Source organism: Streptomyces sp. NPDC005393, from assembly GCF_040606675.1.
Classification (GTDB): domain Bacteria; phylum Actinomycetota; class Actinomycetes; order Streptomycetales; family Streptomycetaceae; genus Streptomyces.
Window position 1 is genome coordinate 37,588 of the sequence record NZ_JBEXFG010000043.1, and the last position, 21,310, is coordinate 58,897.

Consider the following 21,310-nt stretch of genomic DNA (forward strand, 5'->3'; position numbering starts at 1 on the left):
CCACCGCATGAAGTGAGCCCCAGGCCATGCCCACCCAATCGGACATGACGACTCAACTCAACACAGGCGTAATGGATTCGCTCCAGCATCAGGTCGCCGTCTTCGCCCGCCGCGCCGAACAGACCCGGCTCGGCGGCGTCGGCCAGGCCCGCAACTCCATGGACCGAGCCGCGTATCTGCTGCTCAACCGGCTGGATCAGGAAGGCCCCATGGGGGTCAAGGCGCTGGCCGGGGGCATGGGCATCGACTCGTCCACCGTGACCCGCCAGGTCGCCCCGCTGGTCGACTCCGGCATGGTCAAGCGCACCTCGCACCCCGAGGACGGCCGCGCGGTCGTGCTCCAGCTCTCCCCTCGCGGCAAGGCCCGGCTGGAGGAGGTGCGTTCCTCGCGGCGCGAGCTGATGGCCCAGGTGACCGGGGGCTGGACCGCGGAGGAGCGCGATCTCTTCTGCGATCTGCTCACCCGTTTCAACAGCGCCCTGTCCGCCGCGCACGGCGCGGCACCCGCCTCCTGAGGGCCCCGTTTCAGGTTTCGGGTCGCCTCGTGACCGGAGGCAGACCTCTTGACCCAGCGCCCGTGCCTGCCGTGTCCTAAGGGAACGGGAGGCGGAGGGCGTGGTGCGAGATGGGCGGGCAGCGCGGGAGAGCCGCCGGGCCCGGGAATTCGAGGCATTCGTCGCGGGCGCGGGCGGCCGGTTGCTGCACACCGCCACGCTGCTCACGGGGGAACCAAAGGGGGACACCGAAGCCGCCGAGCGCCTGCTGATCGCCGCGCTCGCGCGCACCTACGCCCGCTGGGACCGGCTGCGCGGCGAGGACCCGTACGACCGCACCCGCCGGGAGCTCGCCGACCTCTTCGCCCACCGCGGCCGCCGCTACCGCCGCCCGCGCGGCGGCCCGCTCGACCGGCTCACCCCGCAGGAGCGGCTGGTGCTGGTGCTGCGGCTGTACGAGGGGGTCGCGGAGGAACAGACGGCGGCCGCGCTCGGGCTGCCGGTCGAGCGCGTACGGGCGATCTGTACCCGGGCGGTGACGTTGATGCGCTCCGCCATGCCGCGGCGGAGCGCCTCCGAGCGGCCCCCGGTCGCCGGCCGCCCGGCAGGGGCGGCGCCATGAGCTTTGACCGCAAGGAGACCGAGGTCCGCCGGATGCTGGAGGGCCCGCATCCGGTGCTGCCGCCGGATCTGGCGGGGCGGGCGGCCGACCGGGGGCGGCGGTTGCTGCGCCGTCGGCAGGCGGCGCGGACCGTCGGCTGGATGCTGCTGCTCGCCGCGGTCGTCGCCTTCAGCGTGTGGGCGGCGATCGTCCATCCGTGGACGGCGCCGCCCGCCGACACCACCCCTCCCCTGGAGGGGTGGTGACCCTGTAACCGGCGTCGGGTCAGGCCAGCGCCTGGGTGAGATCCGTGAGGAGATCGTCGGCCGACTCGATGCCCACCGACAGGCGTACGAGATCGGCGGGCACCTCGAGCGCCGAGCCCGCGGTCGAGGCGTGCGTCATCCGCCCCGGGTGCTCGATCAGCGACTCGACGCCGCCGAGCGACTCCCCGAGCGTGAACAGCCGCGCCCGGTTGCAGACCTCGACCGCCGCCTCCTCACCGCCCGCGACGCGGAACGACACCATGCCGCCGAACGCCCGCATCTGCTTGGCCGCGGTCTCGTGCCCCGCGTGCTCCGGCAGCCCCGGGTAGTAGACCTCGGTCACCTTGGCGTGGGCGGTGAGCATCTCCGCGACGCGGGTGGCGTTCGCGCTGTGCCGGTCCATGCGGACGGCGAGGGTCTTGATGCCGCGCAGCACCAGCCAGGAGTCGAAGGGCGCGGCGACGGCGCCCATCGCGTTCTGGTGGAAGGCGAGTTCGTCACCGAGACCGGTGTCGGACACGACGAGCGCACCGCCGACGACATCCGAGTGCCCGCCCATGTACTTGGTGGTGGAGTGCACCACGACGTCCGCGCCGAGCGCGAGCGGCTGCTGGAGGTAGGGGCTCGCGAAGGTGTTGTCGACGACGAGCCGGGCCCCGGCGGTGCGGGCGACGTCGGCGACGGCGGCGATGTCGGTGATGCCGAGGAGCGGGTTGCTGGGCGTCTCGACCCAGATCACCTTCGTACGGGGCCGCAGCGCGGCCCGTACCGCTGCCGGGTCGGAGGTGTCGGCCACCGACCACTCCACGCCCCAGCGCTCGACGACCTTGGCGAAGAGGCGGAACGTACCGCCGTACGCGTCGTTCGGGATCACGACATGGTCGCCGGGCACCAGGAGCGTGCGCAGCAGGCAGTCCTCGGCGGCGAGGCCGGAGGCGAAGGCGAGGCCGCGGCGGCCGCCCTCCAGCGCCGCCAGGTTCTCCTCGAGGGCGGTGCGGGTGGGGTTGGCGGAGCGGCTGTACTCATAGCCGCCCCGCAGGCCGCCCACACCGTCCTGCTTATAGGTGGAGACCTGGTAGATGGGCGGGACGACGGCGCCGGTGAGCGGGTCCGCCTCCTGGCCCGCATGGATGGCGAGCGTCTCGAAGCTCTGGCTGTGCTGGTCGGTCATGGGCCCGAGGGTAATGCCCGCCGCCACGGTCCGGTTTCAGCGACCTCCGGGGCGCATAGGCTGGACCGCAAGCCGTCCGCACTCACCGGCTCGACCACGGGCTCGATTTCTCACGGGGACATCTCATGGAGCTTCTGATCTTCCTCATCGCCCTCGTCATGATCGGCGGGCTGATCGTCGTGCCGGCGGTGCGTCGGCTGCGCGGGGGCCGCGAGGCCATGCGGGGCGCGCTGCGCGCCGGCGACCCGCAGGAGTACGGCTTCGTACCGCGCGAGCGGCTGGACGTACGGCTGCCCGGCCCGGACCACCAACTCATCGACGCCCTGGAGGAGGTCCAGGCCCGGCAGGACTGGCAGCCGGCGGCCCGGCTGCTCGCGCTGACCAAGGCCGGCTCCGAGCTGCGCTGGCAGCGGGTCCAGACGCTGGCCGGGGCGGCCGCCCACGAACTGGCCCAGGCGCCCGGCCGCGGCGGCATGTGGCTGCGCACCTGGCGGGTCGCGGCCCCCGAGGACCCGGGCGCGGCGGCGGTCCACGCGGAGTTCCTGGTCCGCCAGGCGCTGCTCGACCCGTCCTCGCCCGACTTCCGGATGATCCTGGAGGAGGCCCAGAGCGTCTGCCGCGAGGCGGCCCGGCTGGCCCCGGACGACCCGGTTCCGTACATCGTCGAGCTCGGCGTCGCCCGCGGCCTCGGCTACCGGCAGGCCGACTTCGAGGAGCTGTGGTCCAAGGTCACCGAGCGCGCCCCGCACCACATGGGCGCCCATCTCGCCGCCCTGCACTACTGGTGCGAGAAGTGGCACGGCTCCCAGGACCTCGCCGACACCTTCACCCACGCGGCCGCCGGCTCGGCCCCCGACAAGAGCCTGCTGCCCGCGCTCCCGCTCTTCGGCGTCTTCGAGCACATGCCGGACGGCAACCTCGTCCGCACCCTCTACCAGAGCGAGGTGATCACGAAGGCCATCGAAGGCGCCCTCTACGCCGTCCGCCAGGCCCCCGCCGACCACCCGGTGCTGCCGCACGTCCGCCATCTGCTGGTCTGGTTCCTGGTGCGGGCGGAGCGGTACGCGGAGGCGATGGAGCAGCTGCGGCACGTCGACGGCCACGTCGGCGCGGTGCCGTGGTCGTACGGGGCGGACCCGGCCGCCGAGTACACCGTCTACCGGGCGCTGGCGGTCGCGGGCTGGGAGGGCCGGGGCGGCTCTCCGGCGACGCTGCCGAAGTGAGGCGGCGCGGAATTCACCGGCGCCCACGCCCGTTGTACCGGGTACCCGCCCCTGCACTGCCCGCGTCGCCCGAGGAGCCCCGATGCTGTTCAGCCGCCACAAGAATCACCTCCCGACCCCCGAGGAGGCGCTGAAGGGCCGCGCCGAACCGGGCTTCTCCGTGCCCGACCGCCACACGGTCCTCGGCACCCCGCTCACCGGCCCGTACCCCGAGGGCCTGGTCGTCGCCGACTTCGGCCTCGGCTGCTTCTGGGGCGCGGAGCGCAAGTTCTGGCAGGCCCCGGGCGTCTTCACCACCCTGGTCGGCTACCAGGGCGGCCACACCCAGAACCCCACCTACGAAGAGGTCTGCTCCGGCCTCACCGGCCACACCGAGGCCGTCCGCGTCGTCTACGACCCGGCCGTCACCTCCTACGGCGCCCTCCTGAAGCTCTTCTGGGAATCCCACAACCCCACCCAGGGCTTCCGCCAGGGCAACGACGTCGGCACCCAGTACCGCTCGGCGATCTACACCCACTCCCCCGAGCAGCAGGCCGAGGCCGAGTCCTCCCGCGCCGCCTACCAGTCCGTCCTGACGTCCTCCGGCTACGGCGACATCACCACCGAAATCCTCCCGGCAGGCCCCTTCTACCCGGCCGAAGCCCACCACCAGCAATACTTGGACAAGAACCCGGGCGGCTACTGCGGCATCGGCGGCACGGGCGTCTCCTGCCCGGTCGGCGTGGCCCCGGCCGACGGCTGACCCGGCCGGTGCGCACGACGGCGTACCGGCTGTTGCGGTCTGCCCGGGGGATCGCCATCGACCTCACCGCCGAGGCCCGCCTCACCTCGGCGCCTCCGCACCGTGCCGATCGGCTCGCCGAACGGGTGTGGCTGGACACCACGCCCGTCCGCGAGCAACGCCTGCCGACCGCTCGAGTCTGCGCCTTACCGCGGACGAAGCCGACTGGCTGCGGCACGGCCTGGAACTGGCGGCGCGCGATATCGAGGCCCGGATCCCGGGGAAGCAGATCGTGGTCACGGTGCATCTCGTCCTCTTCCCCGAAGCCGACTTCCAGGCTGAGGGCCTTGCCGCGGCCCTATTGGCCTGGGCCGAGGAGGAGTTCGGCCTGTTCGCCCGCCCTGTCAGCGTCTCTTTCGACGGCGAGAGAAACCGGTTCGCCTTTACGTGGTGACGCCATGCCGCCAGGTGTCCTGTCGCAAAAGGGCTCGGGTGGCTCATGCCCGACCGGCATCTCCCCAACCGAGGACTGACGCCGCCGCGTCCAGGGCCAGGTGCCACGGATAGCCATCCGGTCGCCCCTGGCCCGGCTTGTTGGGCACGAATCCGCCTTCCCCGTACAGCACGCGCACCCCCATCGCCCGGAGCGTGGCAACGCTGGTGTCGAACTGGGTGTGCTGGACGTAGGCGGCGTTGACGCACGGCATGGTCACGGTGGGGATGCCCTTGCCGATGGCCTCTGCTACGAATCCGACGATGAACTTCTCGGTGATCCCAGGGCCCACTGGTTGATCGTGTTGAAGGTGGCGGGTGCCAGGACGGCGACATCCGCGGGAGGCCAGGCCTCCGGCTCCCAGGGCAGCTTGTACTGGCTGCGCACAGGGTGCCCGGTCAGCTCCTCCAGCCCCGTTAGCTGATCGTCAGCGCGCGGCCGTAGGGGTCAATCCGAGGCACACATCCCAGCCGGCGGCCTGCGCTCGCTCCACGACTCCAGCGACATTCAGCACGGGCGGGGCGGCGCTTCCCAGCAGGTACAGGACATGGTTCGCCTCAACTGGTCGATTCACCGTTCTCCAGATAGCTGGGCTGCTGCTCAGCCAGAGCTCGGAGGGCTTGGGCGGCTCGTCGGCGGGTGCGGTGCGGGAGCATGGTCAGAGCGTCAGCCGAGGTGACGAACTCGCAGGCCGAGAGCTCATAGTCGCGCGGATACAAGCTCCGGGCCTGGCTCTCTGTAAGCGTGCCTCCGTTGAAGATGAACGCGAGCTGGTCGTCCCAGGGCCCGTGCGGCGCGACCCAGTCGACGCACAGGAGCCCGCGCAGTTCTACGGCAAGCCCGAGTTCTTCGCGCAGTTCGCGTCTGGCCGCATCCTCGGGGGACTCGTTCGCCTCGGCCATCCCGCCGGGAAGGTCCCACGCTTCCTTGTACGTCGGCTTGACCACCAGCAGACGCCCGCCGGCATCGCGTAAGAGCACGTCTGCGGACACACGCTTGCGTGCCTGCTTGGCGTTCCCTTCCGCCAAGTAGGCGTCCCATTCGGCGGTGCCTGGCTGGGGGCGCGTGGTCATATCCCAGCGCCCCCACCTGCGGGCACCGCGCCGATACCCGCAAGGATGAGCGCTCGTTGCCGCTTCGTCTCAGCCAGATAGTCCAGCAATTCGCTCACGATCCGTTCCGCTCGGTGGCGATCCAAGGCACGGGCCAGAAGGTCGAGTTGCTGAGTGATACGCAGGGATCCGAGCGTCCCGCAATCACCGAGGAGCGCGCGGCCGACCTCACACGTTGCTTCGAGCTCCCGCTGCCGCGTACGGATCAACGCCAGGGTGATCTGGCTGAATACCCGGCTCCTCGCGCGGTCGCCGGAGCGGAGGGCGATGGCCTCTTCGGCCACCTCCACGGCGGCGGGCAGGCGACCCGCATCCTGCAGGGCCAGGGCTGCCTCACTCGCCAATGCGGCGGTGTCGAAGGAGCTGATCCAAGGAGATGACTGAATGTCCGGCATTTCGGCGATCTCCTTCTGTGCCTCGGCCAGTGCGCGGCGGGCCCCGTCGCCATTCCCAAGCTGGGCGAGCGCTCGCGCTTCCATGGCATACAGTCTCGCTACCAGGGTGGGGACACGGGGTCCACCGGTTACATGGTCACGTCCCGCTCTCGCCAGGGTCGTAGCCGGTTTCGCTGCCAAAGACCCGTGGTCCCACCGTGTGATGCAGGTAGTGGAGAACGGAGGCGTACACATGCCCTCCGCCCAGTTGCCGGTCCGCAGCCCGGAAGGACTCCACCGCGGCCAAATCCGGGGATGCCGACGAGCATGGCATGGTCTGGGTACGTCCGACCCGGGCGGCGTCAGAGGCCCGCCGTGGTTCGCGGGCCTCCCAAGGCCGGGGAGCCAGGCGCAGCAATCCGCCCGGGACGCGCAGCCCATCGGCGATCTGCTCCATCTTCTCGACGCTCGTCACGCGCCCTTCGCCCCGTGCGAGCTTGCCGACGCGCTCAGGCTTCATGTCGCATGCCTCGGCGATCCGCATGAAGCTGATGCCGGACCACTTGCGAGCTAGCGCGAAGAAGGTGCCGAAGTCATGACGCAGCAGAGCCGCCCGCACGTCCTCGCGCGCCAGCAGTCGTTCCGGCAGGGCGTTGGGGGCGAGGGACTCTGCCAAGGGTGCACCCCCAGGGTCGCGGTCTTACCGAGCGTTGATCAGCCCGCACCGAGTGTACCCAGCGTGGGGATGCCCGTGGCTGGGAAGTCACAGCCGGTTTGAAGCAGCACATTGGACGGTCTGAAGGCACGTGAGACCAGATAGGAGCTTCAGCTTGTCCAACGCCGACACTCGATGCGCGCCCCTCATTGCCCGGTGGTGATCAGGTGAGTACGCAACCGCGATTGCTGCCATGGCACGGACCGTCCGGCAAGCCCTGCTATCTGGTGACGGATGAAGACGGCAAGGGGTATCTGTCGAGGCTCGCTGACGAAATGGAAGCGGTTCAGCTCCGCATGGGCGCTGAGCTACTCGGCCATGCCGGCCTGCTGCTCGGCAACCCCAAGACGGAAGCCGGAGAGCTCCGCTTCCTCTCGAATCGTCTGGTCGAGGCGCTGAGGGACGCGCTTCGCGTGGCGGAGAGCCGCGGCAGGCGTCTCCCCGTGACCGAGGAGGACGAGGACGACGGACCGACTCAAGCGAGCGGGGCATTCGGATGAGCAACAGATCGGAGGGATGGCAGGTCGCTCCCGCACCGGGCCGTGGTCTGCGTCCAGGAAAGGACGGTCGCTTTGAACTGCCGCTTCAGGTGCTCCGCCCCGGGCGCGCCGCCCTGGCCTCGCTGGTCCTGACAGTAGTGGAGGCCGAGCAGTTGCACGCCGCCCTGTGTTACGCGCTCGACGGCGAACCGGCCCCTGACGACGCGCCGCCGTGTCGAGAAGGGACCCGCTACCCCGGCGGCCGACAACGGCACTGAGGTCGCCCGGACCGGATCACGCCGCAACAACCGCACAAGCGGCACCGGGCCGCCCCGCGCCTGGACAGCTTCCGGGGTGGTCCGGCTGAGGATCACATGACGAACCCCGGTGCCGAAGATACCGGGGTTGTCGTCGTGCCTCGTTCGACGCGGCCAAGACGACAGGTTCGGCCGGGAGGAGGAAGACCTGCACGCGGGGATGGGGGTACGCGGAGGGGACTACATGGGCGGCCGGCGGGACGCGAGGGAAGCCGCGGCCGAGCCTGGCGACGCGCTGAAGCTGGTCGGTGTGGATACGGCCGGGCGCGGCTGCGTGCTGCTGCGGGACCGGACGGGGGTGCTCGCGCTGCCCGTTACCTCCGGAGTAATCGACGGTGTGACCTCCGCTGGACGAGAATTTCCACCGCGCAGCCACTTCATCGCCCAGGAAGGACTCGATCATGCCGTACTTCGAAGGCTCCGACGGGACACGCCTGCTCTACACCGACTGGGGACAGGGCAAGCCGGTGGTATTCGTGGCCGGGGCCTGGCTCAGCAGCAGCTCATGGGAGTACCAGATGCTCCCGCTGTCCGAAGAGGGCCTGCGCTGCGTGGCCTTTGACAAGCGGGGGCACGGCCGCTCGGACTGGGTCGGCCACGGCTTCGACTACGACACCCTCGCCGATGATCTCGCGGCGCTGCTCGATCACCTCGACCTCCGCGAGGTGACCCTGGTGGCGCACTCGATGGGCGGTGGGGAGGTGATCCGCTACCTGTCCCGCCACGGCTATGACCGGGTGAGCCGGGTGGTGCTGATCGCGGCCACCGCGCCGTTGATGGTCTGGGGGCCGGACAACCCGGAGGGGATCGACCGGAGCGCCTTCGAGGCCGTGCAGGCGGAGCGGACCAGAGACCGCCCGAGGTGGATGGCCCAGAACGCACAGGCGTTCTTCGGGACGCATCTGGGCAACAAGATCTCCACCGAGCTCATGGAGTGGACAGTGCAGAGGTGCCTTGACTGCTCGGCCAAGGCGGCTGTCGAGGTGATCAGGACTGGGTTCTGCACGGATCTGCGCGAGGAGGCCGGCGCGCTACAGGTGCCGACCTTGATCATCCACGGCGACGCCGATGCCTCCGCTCCCATCGATCTGTGCGGGCGACGGCTGGCGAAGCTGGTGCCGGACAACATCTACAAGGAGTACCCCCGAGCGGGGCACGGCATCTTCATTACCCACGCCGATGAACTCAACCAGGACCTGCTCGACTTCATCGGGAACACTTCATCCTGAAGGGGCGGCGGCGCTTCCCAGCAGGTACAGGACACGGTTACCTCAACGGGTCGATTCAGGAGGGATCGCATGGCAGACCGCCTCTCCACCGCACGCCTGATTCCCATGGGCCCGCGGATGGGCCCCGTGTCCCGATCCTCACCTCAGTGCGCCATTCGGATGACCGCGAGGGACATGGATGCGGGCAGGGCCCGCTGGAGGCTTACGCCGGCGTTGACGGTTCGATCGCCGCTCGAGGACAGCTGTGGGACTGATCGAACGGCGGTCGACCGCACTGCTGATCAGGCGCGAGAGACCGTGTCGGCCGGTCGGCTGAAGGTGCGGCGGTAGGCGTAAGGGCTGACGCCGGTAGTGCGTTTGAAGCGGTCGCGGAAGGCGGTGGGCGAGCCGAAGCCGACCTGGGCTCCGACGCGTTCCACGGAGTGCTCGGTGGTCTCCAGCAGGTGCTGAGCCCGGCGGATGCGGGCGCGGTGCAGCCATTGGAGGGGGGTGGTGCCGGTCTGTTCCCGGAAGCGGCGGATGAGTGTACGGGTGCTCATGCCGGCGTGGGCGGCGATGTCGTCCAGGGTGAGCGGGCGGGCGAGGTTGTCCCGCAGCCAGGTCAGGATCGGTTCCAGCGCCGAACCGGCCGGGGTGGGCGTGTGGTCGTGGACGATGAACTGGGCTTGCCCGCCTTCGCGTTCGAGCGGCATCACGGACAGGCGGGCGGCGTCGGCGGCCACCGCGGAGCCGTAGTCGCGGCGGATCATGTGCAGGCACAGGTCCAGCCCGGCCGCCGCGCCGGCGGCGGTAAGGATCTGGCCGTTGTCGACGTACAGCACGTCGGGGTCGACGTCGATGTCCGGGTAGGCGGCGGCGAGTTGGCCTGCGGCAAGCCAGTGGGTGGTGGCTCGCAGGCCGTCCAGCAGCCCGCTGGCGGCCAGAATGAAGGTGCCGCTGCAGATGGAGGCGATGCGGGTGCCGTCGGCGGCGGCCTCTCGCAGCGCGGTGCGCACAGCGGGTGCGAGCGGGGCGGCGGGGTCGGCGGTGCCGGGCACGATGACCGTGTCCGCGCCCCTGATCCCCTCCAGGCCCCACGGCGCGTGCAGGGTGAACGCACCGGCGTCGACCTCGGGCTCCTCGGCACACACGCGGATGTGGTAGCCGGGGCGGCCGTCGGGCAGCCGGGTGCGGGTGAAGACCTCGATCGGGGTGGACAGGTCGAACGGAATCACCTGGCTGAGGGCGAGGACGGCGACCGTGTGCATGTCCAGAATTTATCGGACCGACAGACGTCCTCGATCGGCCGAGGGGGCGGCAGCCCTGCCCATCGGGGCAGGGCAGACACGCCATGCATGAGCGTGGCGGTATTCCGTTGACACCTGTCGTTAACGCCACTGGGGAGGCAGGGGCCGCGCGGATAGCGTCGGGGCGGATCCGGCCCACGTCAGCCGCCGGTCCGGACGCGCCTCCCGTACGCGGAAGGCGGCGCAGCTTCCGTCCGCCGTGCCGCGCGGCCCACCCGCCACCTCCGGAAGGCTTTCGCATGCAGTACCTCACGCCAGTCGGCATCGGCATCCTCTACGCGCTGCTGATGTCCCTCATCCGCGAACCGCACCGGCGGCGCTTCAACGCGATCATGGTCGCCGGAGCGGGCGCCGCTTACCTCAGCGGCGGCGGCCTGGGCGGCTGGGAGTTCGCCTTCACCGCGCTCGCCACCTACGTCGCCTACCGGGGCCTGGACTCGTGGACCTTCATCGGCATCGGCTGGCTGCTGCACACCGCGTGGGATGTCGTCCACCATCTCAAGGGCAGCCCCTTGATCGCTTTCTCCCACGACTCATCGCTGGGCTGCGCCATCTGCGACCCGGTCATCGCGCTGTGGTGCCTGCGCGGAGGTCCGTCGCTGCGCGGGCTCTTCCGACGTGTTGATCCAGAGGTTGGTCAAGAGGTTGGTCAAGAGCGAGCGCAGGCGGGTCAGGTGCGGGGCTGAGTGCCTTGTGCGTGTCGCCTTGCACGGTTTTGCGCGTATCGGGACGATCCGTCCCCATAGATCCGTGGCCCTCCCCTCGCGCAGCTCGGCGACCGGAAGCAGCCCTGCGTCTACGCAATGTCACCGAGTGCGGGACGCCCGCGCACGCGTCCGACCGGGCCGGGCCCGGGCGGTTACGGCCGGCTCCGCACGGCGCTACGGGAACCTCACGGGGCTGTCGAGGAGTCTTGCTCTTGAGACGTTGATCACCGGTCGGAGGAGAGACAGACATCGTGGAGACCTACGGAAGGCGCCCGGGGCGCCGCTTGGTGCTCGCCGCCGGTGCCGGGACGGCACTGGCCACCGCCCTGCCCCTGAGTGGGTCGGCGCGGGCGGCGTCGCGGAGCGGGCAGGACGACATCATCCAGGCGCTGAGGGAGCTGGAGGGGGAGCATTCCGCTCGGCTCGGGGTGTTCGCGCGGAACACGGTCACCGGTGAGAGCGTGCTGTACCGCGCGGACGAGGCGTTTCCGATGTGTTCGGTGTTCAAGACGCTCGCCGCCGCCGCAGTTCTGCGGGACCTCGACCGGAACGGCGAGTTCCTGGCCCAGCGGATCCGGTACGGCGAAAAGGACGTCGAGGACTCGGGCTATGCCCCCATCACGGGCACGCCCGAGCACCTCGCGAACGGGATGACGGTCGCCGAGTTGTGCGCCGCCGCCATCGCGTACAGCGACAACGCGGCGGCGAACCTGCTGCTCCGCGAGCTCGGTGGTCCCACGGCCGTCACCCGCTTCTGCCGTTCGATCGGGGACGGAACGACTCGGCTCGACCGGTGGGAGCCCGCGCTGAACTCGGCCGAGCCGTGGCGCACCACGGACCTCACGAGTCCGGTTGCCATCGGGCGGACGTACGCACGGCTCACCCTCGGCAACGCCCTCACGCCCCGGGACCGGAGGCAGTTGACCGCGTGGCTGCTGGCCAACACCACCAGCGGGGCACGGTTCCGGGCCGGCCTTCCCCAGGACTGGGCCCTCGGGGACAAGACCGGCACCGGCGATTACGGCACGACCAATGACGTCGGGGTCGCCTGGACCCCGGATCGGGCACCGGTCGTGCTCGCCGTCCTGTCCACGAAGGACGACGCCGACGCCCCGGCGGACGAGCCGCTCGTCGCCAAGACGGCCGCGCTGCTGGCGTCGGCGCTCGGATAGGGAGGGGGTCAGAAGCGGTACGGCGTCAGGTACTCGGGCAGCAGGACGCGGGAGCCGGGGCTGGTCTTGCGGATCCGGTCGACGAAGCCGTCCAGATCCATCGTGGGGTCCCGGTGCGCGCCGTCGGTCAGGGGGCGTTCGAAGTTGTCCCAGTGGACCGGGACGACGGTGGCGGGGTTGCCCAGGGCCTTCACGGAGGCGGGGGACGTAATGGTGGGTTGAGGGGCTGCCGGGGGTGGCGATCATGGCGACGTCGGGGCGCAGTCCGGTGGCGTCGCGTTCGCTGAAGTCGCTGGCGCCCATGAGGAAGGCGGACGGGCCGTCGTCGATGGTCAACTGGAAGGCGAGGGTGCCGTCTTCCGGGAGGTCGGAGATCTTCTCCGGGGCGGGCGGGGGGGCTGGTGAGGGTGCCGGAAGTACGTCCGCCCGTAAGCGCTGTCCGACGGGACGCTCCCCAGAGGGTTGGCCTCCGGCTCCATGGACCGATGATCCGTACCTGCGCCATGCTGACCGCACCACGGCGCGCCGCACCCCTCGGATCAGGGAGCCCTCATGTTCACCACCCGGCCCACCCTCCAGGGCACCCACGGCATGGTGTCCTCCACCCACTGGCTGGCCTCGCAGTCCGCCATGGCCGTCCTGGAGGACGGCGGCAACGCCTTCGACGCCGCCGTCACCGCCGGGTTCGTGCTCCATGTGGTCGAGCCGCATCTGAACGGACCGGCCGGCGAGGTGCCGATCATCCTCGCGCCGGCGGGTGGCGCGCCCACCGTGCTGTGCGGACAGGGCCCGGCCCCCGCCGGGGCCACCATCGACCACTACATCGCGCTCGGCCTCGATCTCGTCCCGGGCACCGGTCCGCTCGCGGCGGCGGTCCCCGGCGCGTTCGACGCGTGGCTGCTGCTGCTGCGCGACCACGGCACCAAGCGGCTCGCCGAGGTGGTGCGGTACGCGATCGGGTACGCCGAGCACGGCCATCCCGCGGTCGAGCGGATCGGCGAGACGGTGGAGACGGTGCGGGAGTTGTTCGAGACCGAGTGGACGGCATCGGCCGAGCTGTATCTGCCCGGCGGCCACGCCCCCGCGCCCGGGCGGCTGCTCAAGAACCCCGCGCTGGCCGCGACCTGGCGGCGGCTGATCGCCGAGGCGGAGGCCGCCGGGCCGGGGCGTGAGACGCAGATCGACGCCGCCCGCCGGGTCTGGCGCGAGGGCTTCATCGCCGAGGAGCTGGCGGACGCGGCGGCCCGGCCCGCCATGGACTCGTCCGGGGAGCGCCACGCCGGGACGCTCACCGGGGAGGATCTGGCCGGCTTCGAGGCCACGTACGAGGCTCCCGCCCGCCATACCTGGAACGGCTGGACCGTGTGCAAGGCGGGCCCCTGGAGCCAGGGCCCGGTATTCCTGCAGCAACTCGCCCTGCTGCCGGACGGACTCGGCGCGGACGACCTGGGCACGCCCGACCTTGTGCACACCTTGATCGAGGGCAGCAAGCTGGCCATGGCCGACCGCGAGGCGTGGTACGGGGACGCCGCCGACGTCCCGCTCGCGGAGCTGCTCGACCGTCCGTACAACGACGAGCGGCGGACGCTGATCGGCGAGCGGGCCTCGTACGAGCTGCGCCCGGGGCGGCCGGGGGGCCGGCAGCCGCGTCTGAGCAAACAGGCCCTGGCCGCCGTCGCCCGCTCGGCGTCGCACACGCCGGGGCCGGTGGCGGGGCCGGGGGGCGGGGAGCCGACGGTCGGCGGCGACGGCACGGTGCGCGGCGACACCTGCCATCTCGATGTCGTCGACCGCTGGGGCAACATGGTCGCCGCCACCCCCAGCGGCGGCTGGCTGCAGTCCAATCCCGTCATCCCCGCGCTGGGCTTTCCGCTCGGCACCCGCCTCCAGATGGCGTGGCTGGACCCCGGTCTGCCGAACTCCCTCACCCCCGGCCGCCGCCCGCGCACCACGCTCACCCCCTCCCTCGCCCTGCGCGACGACACCCCCGTCATGGCCTTCGGCACCCCGGGCGGCGACCAGCAGGACCAGTGGAGCGTCCACTTCCTCCTCGGTGTGGCGCTGCGCGGACCGGTGCGTTCCGGGCTCGATCTGCAGGGGGCCATCGACGCGCCCAACTGGCACCAGGAGAGCTTCCCCGGCTCCTTCCACCCACGCTCGATGGCGGCCGGGAGGGTGGTGGTCGAGTCCCGGATCGGGGAGGGCGTGATCTCCGGACTCCGGCGCCGGGGGCACGAGGTGGCGGTGGGCGCGGCGTGGTCGGAGGGGCGGCTGTGCGCGGTGGCGCGCGACCCGGAGACGGGTGTGCTGATGGCCGGCGCCAATCCGCGGGGGGCGCAGGGGTACGCGGTGGGGCGGTGACGGCCGCGTCCGCGGCGGGCCGGCGCGGCGCCGCCGCTCCTCGGCCCGTGCGTCCTCACCGCGCTGACGTGCCGTCATACGCTGTGCGAGCACGGGCGCGAAGAGCGTGCCGAGGACGCCGACGATGGCGGTGATCATGGCGGCTATGACGGCGGACACCCCGCCGAGCCCAGCGGCTGCCGCCGTGTGGCCCCCGGGCCCGGCCGAGCGCTTTCACGGCCGGAAACATGGGCACTAATGTGCTGCTTCATGGCAGCCTCGTCCTTGGATCCGCGCACCTACCGCGCCGACGATGTGCTCGCCCTCGCCCGGCTCTCCGCCCAGCGCGACGCGGTACGGGCCATTCTGGGCTGGCTCACCCGGCGTACCGGGGGGCTGGCCGTGCTGGCCGGAGGCGACGGTTCCGTACTGGCCGCGCCGGGCGGGACGGCCGGCCCCACCGCGACCTCCACCACCGCGACCGCCACCGCCGCCGCCGCTGCCACCGCCGCCACCGCCGCCACCGAACTGCACCGGCGCGGTGCGCCGTCCGCCGTGCTGGGCGGCGACGGGGCGCACCCCGTCCACCTCGTCGCCCTCGACACCGACACGGCGGCGTACCTCGCCGTCGTCGGGCCCGACGACCCGCGCTGCGGGGTGCTCCTCGCCGACGCCTCCCGCACCCTCGCCCTGTGCTGGCGGCTGGAGGAGGCCGAACGGGCGCGGCGCCGGATCGAGTCGGCCGAGGCGCACAGCCGGGAGGCGGTGCTGCATCTGCTGATGGTCGGCAGCGTGCCCGCCGCGCAGCGGATCGCCGGGGCGCTGCGCCCGGCGCTGCCCGCCGTGACGCGGGTGTATGTGATCGAGTGCCCGAGCCCCCGGCGGCGCGAGATAGCCGGCCGGATCGACCGTACGGTGCGGGGCCGGGCGTGGATCGTGCCGTGTCCGGTGCAGCCCCATCACCTCATCGCGCTCGTACCGACGCCCGACGAGGAGCCGGAGGGGCTCGATCTGCTGATCGCCCGTCAGGCGCCCGGGTGCCGGGTCGGGGTGAGCGCCGAGGTCGCACTGCGGGACACCCCGATCGGCTACGAGCAGGCGATCCACGCGCTGGCGGTGGCCCGTAACGCGCCCGAGCGGTGCGCGACCTTCGGCGGCGACGCCGATGTCACCGCGCTGGCCGGCCCCGAGGGGCACACCTGGGCGAGCGATCTGCTGGCGCCCTGTCTGCGGTACGCGCCGCCCCGCCGCGCCGACCCCGGCCCGCGGGAGCTGCTGGACACGCTCGGCTCATGGCTCAGCTTCGGCGGGGCGGCGAGCCGCCATCTGAAGATCCACCGCAATACGCTCGCCGCGCGCGTACGCCATATCGACGAGCTGCTCGGCGTCGACGTCAGCCACAGCCTGGCCGGGCAGTCGGCCGCCTGGCTCGCGCTGCGGCTGTACGCGGCGCCGCCACGCTCGACGTCACCGCACCCGGCGCCACCGCACCCGGCCCCACCGCACCCGGCGCCACCGGACCCGGCGCCACCGCACCCGGCACCGGGGGCGGCCGCGCCGCCGGGGCGCGCCGCCACGCTCGACGCCCTGCTGGCCACGCCCACCGCCGGGGTCTGGGCGCGGGCCCAGCTCCGCCCCCTGGAACAGGCCGGGCCGACGGCCGGCCCCGAGACCGTACGGGCCTGGCTGCGCGCCGACGCCCGGCTGTCCGCGGCCGCCGCCGCCCTCGGGATCTCGCTGCCGGGCGCGCGCAAGCGGCTGGTCAGGGCCGAGAACGCGCTGGGGCGGTCGCTGCTCGGCGCGCCGAGCGCCAAGTACGAGCTATGGCTGGCGATGCGGGCGCTGGGCTCGCTCTGAGCGGCTCGCGGGCTCACCGTTCGAAGGACAACCGCGCACCGCGATGACTGTGCACATCGTTCCTCGCCGCCCGCGCCGCCCCCGCCTAATGTCCTTGAACAAGCCACGGAAGACCCCGACCGCATGCGCCATGCGCCAACGCGCCTACGGGGACCCGGGGCCGGCCGCCGCGCGGCCACGGGGGTGCCGCGCGGCGGCCTCCCCTGGCCGTCCGGGCCTGGCCCCCCTGGGCCCGGACGGGCTCGCGACCGTCAGCCGATGACCTCGATCGCGCAGCGCGCCACCGTGCAGCGGCTCAGCCTGGCGTCACCGGTGATCAGCGGGGCCCGGTACGCCTCCGCCGCCGCGATGTACGCGGCGTCATAGCCCGAGACATTGCCCCGCAGCTCCCACATGCGTATGAGGAGCGGCTGGATGCCGATCACCTCGATCGACGCGCCGGTCAGTGCGGCCACGGCATCCTCGGCGCGGGTCCGACTGATCTTCCCTCCGAGAAGCCGACCGCGTACGGCGTGGAAGGTCTCGACGACGAGATGGCCGGGCGCCGCCCAGTGCGGGTCCTGGGCGAGGCGTGCGCGAGCCGCTTTCCCGGCGGCGGCGTCCCCCGTGAGCGCTTCGGTGAGCACGCTCACGTCCACAATGATCACGCGGTCGCCCCCGGCTCTCCCGTGTCGAGCCCGAGCTGTGCGTCGCGCTCGGCACGGGCGGCGTCGAGCTCACGCACCGTCTCGCTCATGGCGCTCTCGACACCGTCCGCGCGGCCCTCGAACCGCTGCAACAGCGCGATGTTGCCCGCCCGCTCAGCCTCACTTTTCACCAGCTCCAGAAGATAGCCCTGGAGGGACTGACCGAGCTGCCGCGCCCGGTCGGCCAGTATGTCGCGAACCTCGTCCGGCACATCCCGAATCTGCAAAGCCACCATGCATGCATTTTCCATGCACGGTGCCTCCACAGGCAAGCGGTTTCAGCGGCCCGGCCCGCTCACGACCCCAGAATCGTGGTCAGGAACTCCCCCGTCCACGCCAGCAGCTCCCGCCCCACCAGCGGCTTTCCACCGATGCGGGCCGTCGCGGGCCTCGGCACCAGGACCTGCTTCGAGGCCGGCTTGATCACCGAACCCTGGTAGAGCCGCTTGAGCCGCAGCTCCTGGGACTCGCGCAGCTCCACCGGGCTGAACCGGATGTTCGAGCCCTGAAGGGTGATGTCGGTGACCCCGCAGGCCCGCGCGAGCAGCCGCAGGCCCGCGACGAGCAGCAGGTTCTCCACCGGTTCCGGCAGCTTGCCGTAGCGGTCGGTGAGCTCCTCGCGGACGGCGCGGATGTCGTCCTCGCTCGCGGCGGCGGCGATGGCCCGGTACGCCTGGAGGCGCAGGCGCTCGCCGGGGGCATAGTCGTGCGGGACATGCGCGTCGACCGGGAGCTCGATCTTGACCTCCGGGGGCGCCTCCTCGACCTCGCCGTCGCCCGCCTCCAGCATGGCGCGGTAGTCGGCGACGGCCTCGCCGACCATGCGCATGTACAGGTCGAAGCCGACGCCCGCGATATGGCCGGACTGCTCGCCGCCGAGCAGATTGCCCGCGCCACGGATCTCCAGGTCCTTCATCGCGACGTACATGCCCGCGCCCATCTCGGTGTGCTGGGCGATGGTGGCCAGCCGCTCATGGGCGGTCTCCGTCAGCGGCTTCTCGGGCGGGTACAGGAAGTACGCGTAGCCGCGCTCGCGGCCCCGGCCGACCCGGCCGCGCAGCTGGTGGAGCTGGGAGAGGCCGAAGTTGTCGCCGCGCTCGACGATCAGGGTGTTGGCATTGGAGATGTCGATGCCGGACTCGACGATGGTCGTGGAGACCAGGACGTCGAACTTCTTCTCCCAGAAGTCGACCACGACCTGCTCCAGGGCGACCTCCGACATCTGGCCGTGGGCGGTGGCGATCCGCGCCTCGGGGACGATCTCGCGGAGCCGGGCCGCGGCCCGGTCGATGGACTCGACCCGGTTGTGGATGTAGAAGACCTGGCCCTCGCGGAGCAGCTCACGCCGGATGGCCGCGCCGATCTGCTTCTGCTCGTACGGACCGACGAAGGTCAGCACCGGATGGCGCTCCTCCGGCGGGGTGGTGATCGTCGACATCTCGCGGATGCCGGTGACCGCCATCTCCAGGGTGCGCGGGATGGGCGTGGCGGACATGGTCAGCACGTCCACGTTGGCGCGCAGCTTCTTCAACTGCTCCTTGTGCTCGACGCCGAAGCGCTGCTCCTCGTCGACGATGACCAGGCCCAGATCCTTGAACTTGGTTTCGGAGGAGAAGAGCCGGTGCGTGCCGATGACGATGTCGACCGAGCCCTCCCGCAGCCCCTCCAGGACCGCCTTCGCCTCGGTGTCCGTCTGGAAGCGGGAGAGCGCCTTGACGACGACGGGGAACTGGCCGTACCGCTCGCCGAAGGTGCCGAAGTGCTGCTGGACGAGGAGCGTGGTGGGCACGAGGACGGCGACCTGCTTGCCGTCCTGGACCGCCTTGAAGGCGGCGCGCACCGCGATCTCGGTCTTGCCGTAGCCGACGTCGCCGCAGATCAGCCGGTCCATCGGAACCGACTTCTCCATGTCCTCCTTGACCTCGCTGATCGTGGTGAGCTGATCGGGGGTCTCCACGTAGGGGAAGGCGTCCTCCAGCTCGCGCTGCCAGGGGGTGTCCGCGCCGAAGGCGTAGCCCGGCGCCGCCATCCGGGCCGAGTAGAGCTTGATCAGATCGGCCGCGATCTCCTTCACGGCCTTCTTGGCGCGCGCCTTGGTCTTGGTCCAGTCGGCGCCGCCGAGCCGGTGCAGGGTCGGGGCCTCGCCGCCCACGTACTTGGTGACCTGCTCCAGCTGGTCGGTCGGCACGAAGAGCCGGTCACCGGGCTGGCCGCGCTTGGCCGGGGCGTACTCGACCACCAGATACTCACGGGTCGCACCCTGGACGGTGCGCTGCACCATCTCGATATAGCGGCCCACACCGTGCTGCTCATGGACGATGAAGTCGCCCGCCTCAAGGGTGAGCGGGTCGATGGTCTTACGGCGGCGCGCGGGCATCCGGGCCCCGTCCTTGCCCGCCGCCTTCTGCCCGGACAGATCGGTCTCCGTGAGCACCGCGAGCTTGAGACCGGGGTCGATGAAGCCGTAGTCGATCGAGCCGCAGGCGACGTGCACGACGGACGGCTTGATCTCGGTGAGATCCGGGTCGAGCCGCGCCGCGATCCCCTCGCTGCCGAGCACCTCGACGGTGCGGGACGCCGGGCCGTGGCCCTCGGTCACGTACACCGTCCGCCAGCCGTCGGCGAGCCAGCCCTTGGTGTCGGCGAGGGCACGGGCCGTGTCGCCCCGGTAGGTCTCGGGGGCCTGCATGCCGAGCTTGAGGGTGTCGGCGTCCAGCTCCTCGTCGGCGGCGAAGGGGCTGACCGACCACCACATCATGCCGAGCTCGCGCGCACGGTCCCGGACGTCCGCGATGCCCCACAGCGAGGCCGCGCCGATGTCGATCGGGGCCTCGCCGCCCCCGGCCGTGGCCGCCCAGGACGCCTGCAGGAACTCCTGCGAGGTGGCGACGAGGTCCGCCGCCCGGCTCCGCACCCGCTCCGGGTCGCAGACGACCGCCATGCTCCCCGCCGGGAGGACGTCCACCAGCAGCTCCATGTCGTCGACGAGCACGGGCGCCAGGGACTCCATGCCCTCGACCGCGATCCCCTCGGCGATCTTGCCGAGCAGCTCGCCCAGCTCCGGATGGGCTTCGGCGAGGGCGGCGGCCCGCCCCCGCACGTCCTCGGTCAGCAGCAGCTCACGGCAGGGCGGGGCCCACAGCCCGTGCTCGGCGACCTCCAAAGAGCGCTGGTCGGCGACCTTGAAGTAGCGGATCTCCTCGACGTCGTCGCCCCAGAACTCGATCCGGAGCGGATGCTCCTCGGTCGGCGGGAAAACGTCCAGGATGCCGCCGCGCACGGCGAACTCGCCGCGCTTCTCGACCAGCTCGACCCGGGAGTACGCGGCGGCAGCGAGCCCGTCGACGATCTCCTCCAGATCGGCGGTCTGCCCGGCCCGCAGGCTCATCGGCTCCAGATCCCCGAGCCCCTTGACCTGCGGCTGCAGTACGGAGCGTACGGGCGCGACCACGACGGAGACCGGGCCCGCCGCCGGGTCGTCCTTGCTCGGGTGCGCCAGCCGGCGCAGCACGGCGAGCCGGCGGCCGACCGTGTCCGAGCGCGGGGACAGCCGCTCATGCGGCAGCGTCTCCCACGAGGGGTACTCCACGACGCCGTCCGGCGGGAGCAGCGAGCGCAGCGCGGCGGCCAGATCCTCGGCCTCCCGGCCGGTGGCGGTCACGGCGAGGACGGTGCGGCCGGCGGAGCGCGCCAGCGCGGCGATGGCGAAGGGGCGGGCGGCCGGCGGGCCGACCAGGTCGACGTGGTGACGCTTGCCGTCGGCGGCGCCGCGCACCGCCTCGGCGAGCGCGGGGTCCCGTACGACGACGTCGAGCAGACCGGTGAGGCTCATAAAGGGGTATTCCATCCCGGAGGCGGACAACGCGAATGACCCGACACGTCACACGGGCCGGGGGTCTTCCAGGGTACGGCCACCCGCCGACAACGGTCGCCGAGTACCGCGAGGACCCCCGTGGGCGGGCACCGGCGGGGCCAGGCCGTCGAGGACCTGCTGCTGCACCATCGACATGGCGTGCATGTTCCTGGCCACGGATTCCAACGACGCCTGTACGGAGTCGCGCAGGATC

The 21,310-nt window shown here is 71.7% G+C and carries 23 protein-coding genes and 1 pseudogene; 13 read left to right on the forward strand and 11 right to left on the reverse strand.

Annotated elements, in window-relative coordinates; translation table 11 throughout:
• The first annotated feature begins 26 nt into the window (after nucleotides 1-26).
• From ABZS71_RS28040 to ABZS71_RS28050, 3 genes are all read left to right on the forward strand, one after another.
• The gene (locus ABZS71_RS28040) at nucleotides 27-515 is read left to right on the forward strand and encodes a MarR family transcriptional regulator (RefSeq protein ID WP_356214544.1); all 489 of its coding nucleotides are present in this window, start codon (nucleotides 27-29) and stop codon (nucleotides 513-515) included.
• 103 nt (nucleotides 516-618) lie between these two features.
• Entirely contained in the window at nucleotides 619-1,116 is a 498-nt protein-coding gene (locus tag ABZS71_RS28045) for a sigma factor-like helix-turn-helix DNA-binding protein (protein WP_356214546.1), read from the forward strand.
• Nucleotides 1,113-1,361: a hypothetical protein gene (locus ABZS71_RS28050; protein ID WP_355853014.1), complete on the forward strand. Its 249-nt coding sequence runs from the start codon at nucleotides 1,113-1,115 to the stop codon at nucleotides 1,359-1,361. Before ABZS71_RS28045 ends, ABZS71_RS28050 begins: the two co-directional genes overlap by 4 nt.
• Before the next feature lie 19 nt (nucleotides 1,362-1,380).
• Here the strand turns inward: ABZS71_RS28050 and ABZS71_RS28055 are convergent, their stop codons facing one another.
• A complete protein-coding gene (locus ABZS71_RS28055; RefSeq protein ID WP_355853017.1) occupies nucleotides 1,381-2,532 on the reverse strand; it encodes a cystathionine gamma-synthase in 1,152 nt (383 codons plus the stop codon).
• Nucleotides 2,533-2,657: 125 nt separating this feature from the next.
• Here ABZS71_RS28055 and ABZS71_RS28060 point away from each other — a divergent pair, with 125 nt between their 5' ends.
• The 3 genes from ABZS71_RS28060 to ABZS71_RS28070 all read left to right on the forward strand — a co-directional run bounded on the left by ABZS71_RS28060 (nucleotide 2,658) and on the right by ABZS71_RS28070 (nucleotide 4,930).
• Entirely contained in the window at nucleotides 2,658-3,755 is a 1,098-nt protein-coding gene (locus ABZS71_RS28060; protein ID WP_356214548.1) for a hypothetical protein, read from the forward strand.
• Between the two features lie 82 nt (nucleotides 3,756-3,837).
• Nucleotides 3,838-4,497 (forward strand): peptide-methionine (S)-S-oxide reductase MsrA, encoded by a 660-nt coding sequence (gene msrA, locus ABZS71_RS28065; RefSeq protein ID WP_356214550.1) that lies wholly within the window; start codon nucleotides 3,838-3,840, stop codon nucleotides 4,495-4,497.
• A gap of 127 nt (nucleotides 4,498-4,624) precedes the next feature.
• Nucleotides 4,625-4,930 carry a hypothetical protein gene (locus ABZS71_RS28070; protein WP_356214552.1) on the forward strand — a complete coding sequence of 102 codons (306 nt, stop codon included), beginning with the start codon at nucleotides 4,625-4,627 and terminating at the stop codon, nucleotides 4,928-4,930.
• 43 nt (nucleotides 4,931-4,973) lie between these two features.
• Here ABZS71_RS28070 and ABZS71_RS28075 read toward each other — a convergent pair.
• From ABZS71_RS28075 to ABZS71_RS28090, 4 genes and pseudogenes are all read right to left on the reverse strand, one after another.
• Nucleotides 4,974-5,543, reverse strand: a pseudogene (locus ABZS71_RS28075) (flavoprotein).
• Nucleotides 5,527-6,042 carry an NUDIX hydrolase gene (locus ABZS71_RS28080; protein WP_356214554.1) on the reverse strand — a complete coding sequence of 172 codons (516 nt, stop codon included), beginning with the start codon at nucleotides 6,040-6,042 and terminating at the stop codon, nucleotides 5,527-5,529. The pseudogene ABZS71_RS28075 and the gene ABZS71_RS28080 overlap by 17 nt, the downstream one beginning before the upstream one ends.
• Complete coding sequence (locus ABZS71_RS28085; protein WP_356214556.1) at nucleotides 6,039-6,560, reverse strand: hypothetical protein; 522 nt, start codon at nucleotides 6,558-6,560, stop codon at nucleotides 6,039-6,041. The genes ABZS71_RS28080 and ABZS71_RS28085 overlap by 4 nt, the downstream gene beginning before the upstream one ends.
• Nucleotides 6,561-6,612: 52 nt before the next feature.
• Nucleotides 6,613-7,131 carry a helix-turn-helix domain-containing protein gene (locus tag ABZS71_RS28090; RefSeq protein WP_356214558.1) on the reverse strand — a complete coding sequence of 173 codons (519 nt, stop codon included), beginning with the start codon at nucleotides 7,129-7,131 and terminating at the stop codon, nucleotides 6,613-6,615.
• A gap of 206 nt (nucleotides 7,132-7,337) precedes the next feature.
• Here ABZS71_RS28090 and ABZS71_RS28095 point away from each other — a divergent pair, with 206 nt between their 5' ends.
• The 3 genes from ABZS71_RS28095 (at nucleotide 7,338) to ABZS71_RS28105 (ending at nucleotide 9,195) form a co-directional block, all read left to right on the forward strand.
• Nucleotides 7,338-7,670, forward strand: coding sequence for a hypothetical protein (locus ABZS71_RS28095; RefSeq protein WP_356214560.1), 333 nt, complete (start codon nucleotides 7,338-7,340; stop codon nucleotides 7,668-7,670).
• Nucleotides 7,667-7,927, forward strand: coding sequence for a hypothetical protein (locus tag ABZS71_RS28100; RefSeq protein WP_356214562.1), 261 nt, complete (start codon nucleotides 7,667-7,669; stop codon nucleotides 7,925-7,927). Before ABZS71_RS28095 ends, ABZS71_RS28100 begins: the two co-directional genes overlap by 4 nt.
• A 440-nt stretch (nucleotides 7,928-8,367) precedes the next feature.
• The gene (locus ABZS71_RS28105) at nucleotides 8,368-9,195 is read left to right on the forward strand and encodes an alpha/beta hydrolase (RefSeq protein WP_356214564.1); all 828 of its coding nucleotides are present in this window, start codon (nucleotides 8,368-8,370) and stop codon (nucleotides 9,193-9,195) included.
• A gap of 281 nt (nucleotides 9,196-9,476) precedes the next feature.
• Here the strand turns inward: ABZS71_RS28105 and ABZS71_RS28110 are convergent, their stop codons facing one another.
• Nucleotides 9,477-10,442 (reverse strand): helix-turn-helix domain-containing protein, encoded by a 966-nt coding sequence (locus tag ABZS71_RS28110; protein WP_356214566.1) that lies wholly within the window; start codon nucleotides 10,440-10,442, stop codon nucleotides 9,477-9,479.
• Between the two features lie 278 nt (nucleotides 10,443-10,720).
• On the opposite strand from ABZS71_RS28110, the gene ABZS71_RS28115 reads away from it, so the two are divergent.
• Together ABZS71_RS28115 and bla are read left to right on the forward strand one after the other, a co-directional pair.
• Nucleotides 10,721-11,167: a DUF6010 family protein gene (locus ABZS71_RS28115; RefSeq protein ID WP_356214568.1), complete on the forward strand. Its 447-nt coding sequence runs from the start codon at nucleotides 10,721-10,723 to the stop codon at nucleotides 11,165-11,167.
• Nucleotides 11,168-11,439: 272 nt separating this feature from the next.
• Complete coding sequence (gene bla, locus ABZS71_RS28120; protein WP_356214570.1) at nucleotides 11,440-12,360, forward strand: class A beta-lactamase; 921 nt, start codon at nucleotides 11,440-11,442, stop codon at nucleotides 12,358-12,360.
• An 8-nt stretch (nucleotides 12,361-12,368) separates the two neighbouring features.
• On the opposite strand, the gene ABZS71_RS28125 is transcribed toward bla, so the two are convergent.
• Nucleotides 12,369-12,554, reverse strand: a complete 186-nt coding sequence (locus ABZS71_RS28125; protein WP_356214572.1) for a hypothetical protein — start codon at nucleotides 12,552-12,554, stop codon at nucleotides 12,369-12,371.
• 358 nt (nucleotides 12,555-12,912) lie between these two features.
• Between ABZS71_RS28125 and ABZS71_RS28130 the strand changes: the two genes are divergently transcribed.
• Both ABZS71_RS28130 and ABZS71_RS28135 read left to right on the forward strand, forming a co-directional pair.
• Entirely contained in the window at nucleotides 12,913-14,721 is a 1,809-nt protein-coding gene (locus ABZS71_RS28130) for a gamma-glutamyltransferase (protein ID WP_356214574.1), read from the forward strand.
• 249 nt (nucleotides 14,722-14,970) lie between these two features.
• Nucleotides 14,971-16,557 carry a helix-turn-helix domain-containing protein gene (locus ABZS71_RS28135; RefSeq protein ID WP_356214576.1) on the forward strand — a complete coding sequence of 529 codons (1,587 nt, stop codon included), beginning with the start codon at nucleotides 14,971-14,973 and terminating at the stop codon, nucleotides 16,555-16,557.
• A 251-nt stretch (nucleotides 16,558-16,808) separates the two neighbouring features.
• Here the strand turns inward: ABZS71_RS28135 and ABZS71_RS28140 are convergent, their stop codons facing one another.
• The 4 genes from ABZS71_RS28140 to ABZS71_RS28155 form a co-directional block, all read right to left on the reverse strand.
• Nucleotides 16,809-17,189: a PIN domain-containing protein gene (locus tag ABZS71_RS28140; protein ID WP_356214579.1), complete on the reverse strand. Its 381-nt coding sequence runs from the start codon at nucleotides 17,187-17,189 to the stop codon at nucleotides 16,809-16,811.
• Between the two features lie 11 nt (nucleotides 17,190-17,200).
• The gene (locus ABZS71_RS28145) at nucleotides 17,201-17,479 is read right to left on the reverse strand and encodes a hypothetical protein (RefSeq protein ID WP_355853061.1); all 279 of its coding nucleotides are present in this window, start codon (nucleotides 17,477-17,479) and stop codon (nucleotides 17,201-17,203) included.
• A gap of 59 nt (nucleotides 17,480-17,538) precedes the next feature.
• On the reverse strand, nucleotides 17,539-21,075 hold the full coding sequence (mfd, locus tag ABZS71_RS28150) for a transcription-repair coupling factor (RefSeq protein ID WP_355853064.1): 3,537 nt from the start codon (nucleotides 21,073-21,075) through the stop codon (nucleotides 17,539-17,541).
• 48 nt (nucleotides 21,076-21,123) lie between these two features.
• Nucleotides 21,124-21,310: hypothetical protein (locus ABZS71_RS28155; protein WP_356214587.1), on the reverse strand; the 187-nt coding region annotated here is incomplete at its 5' end.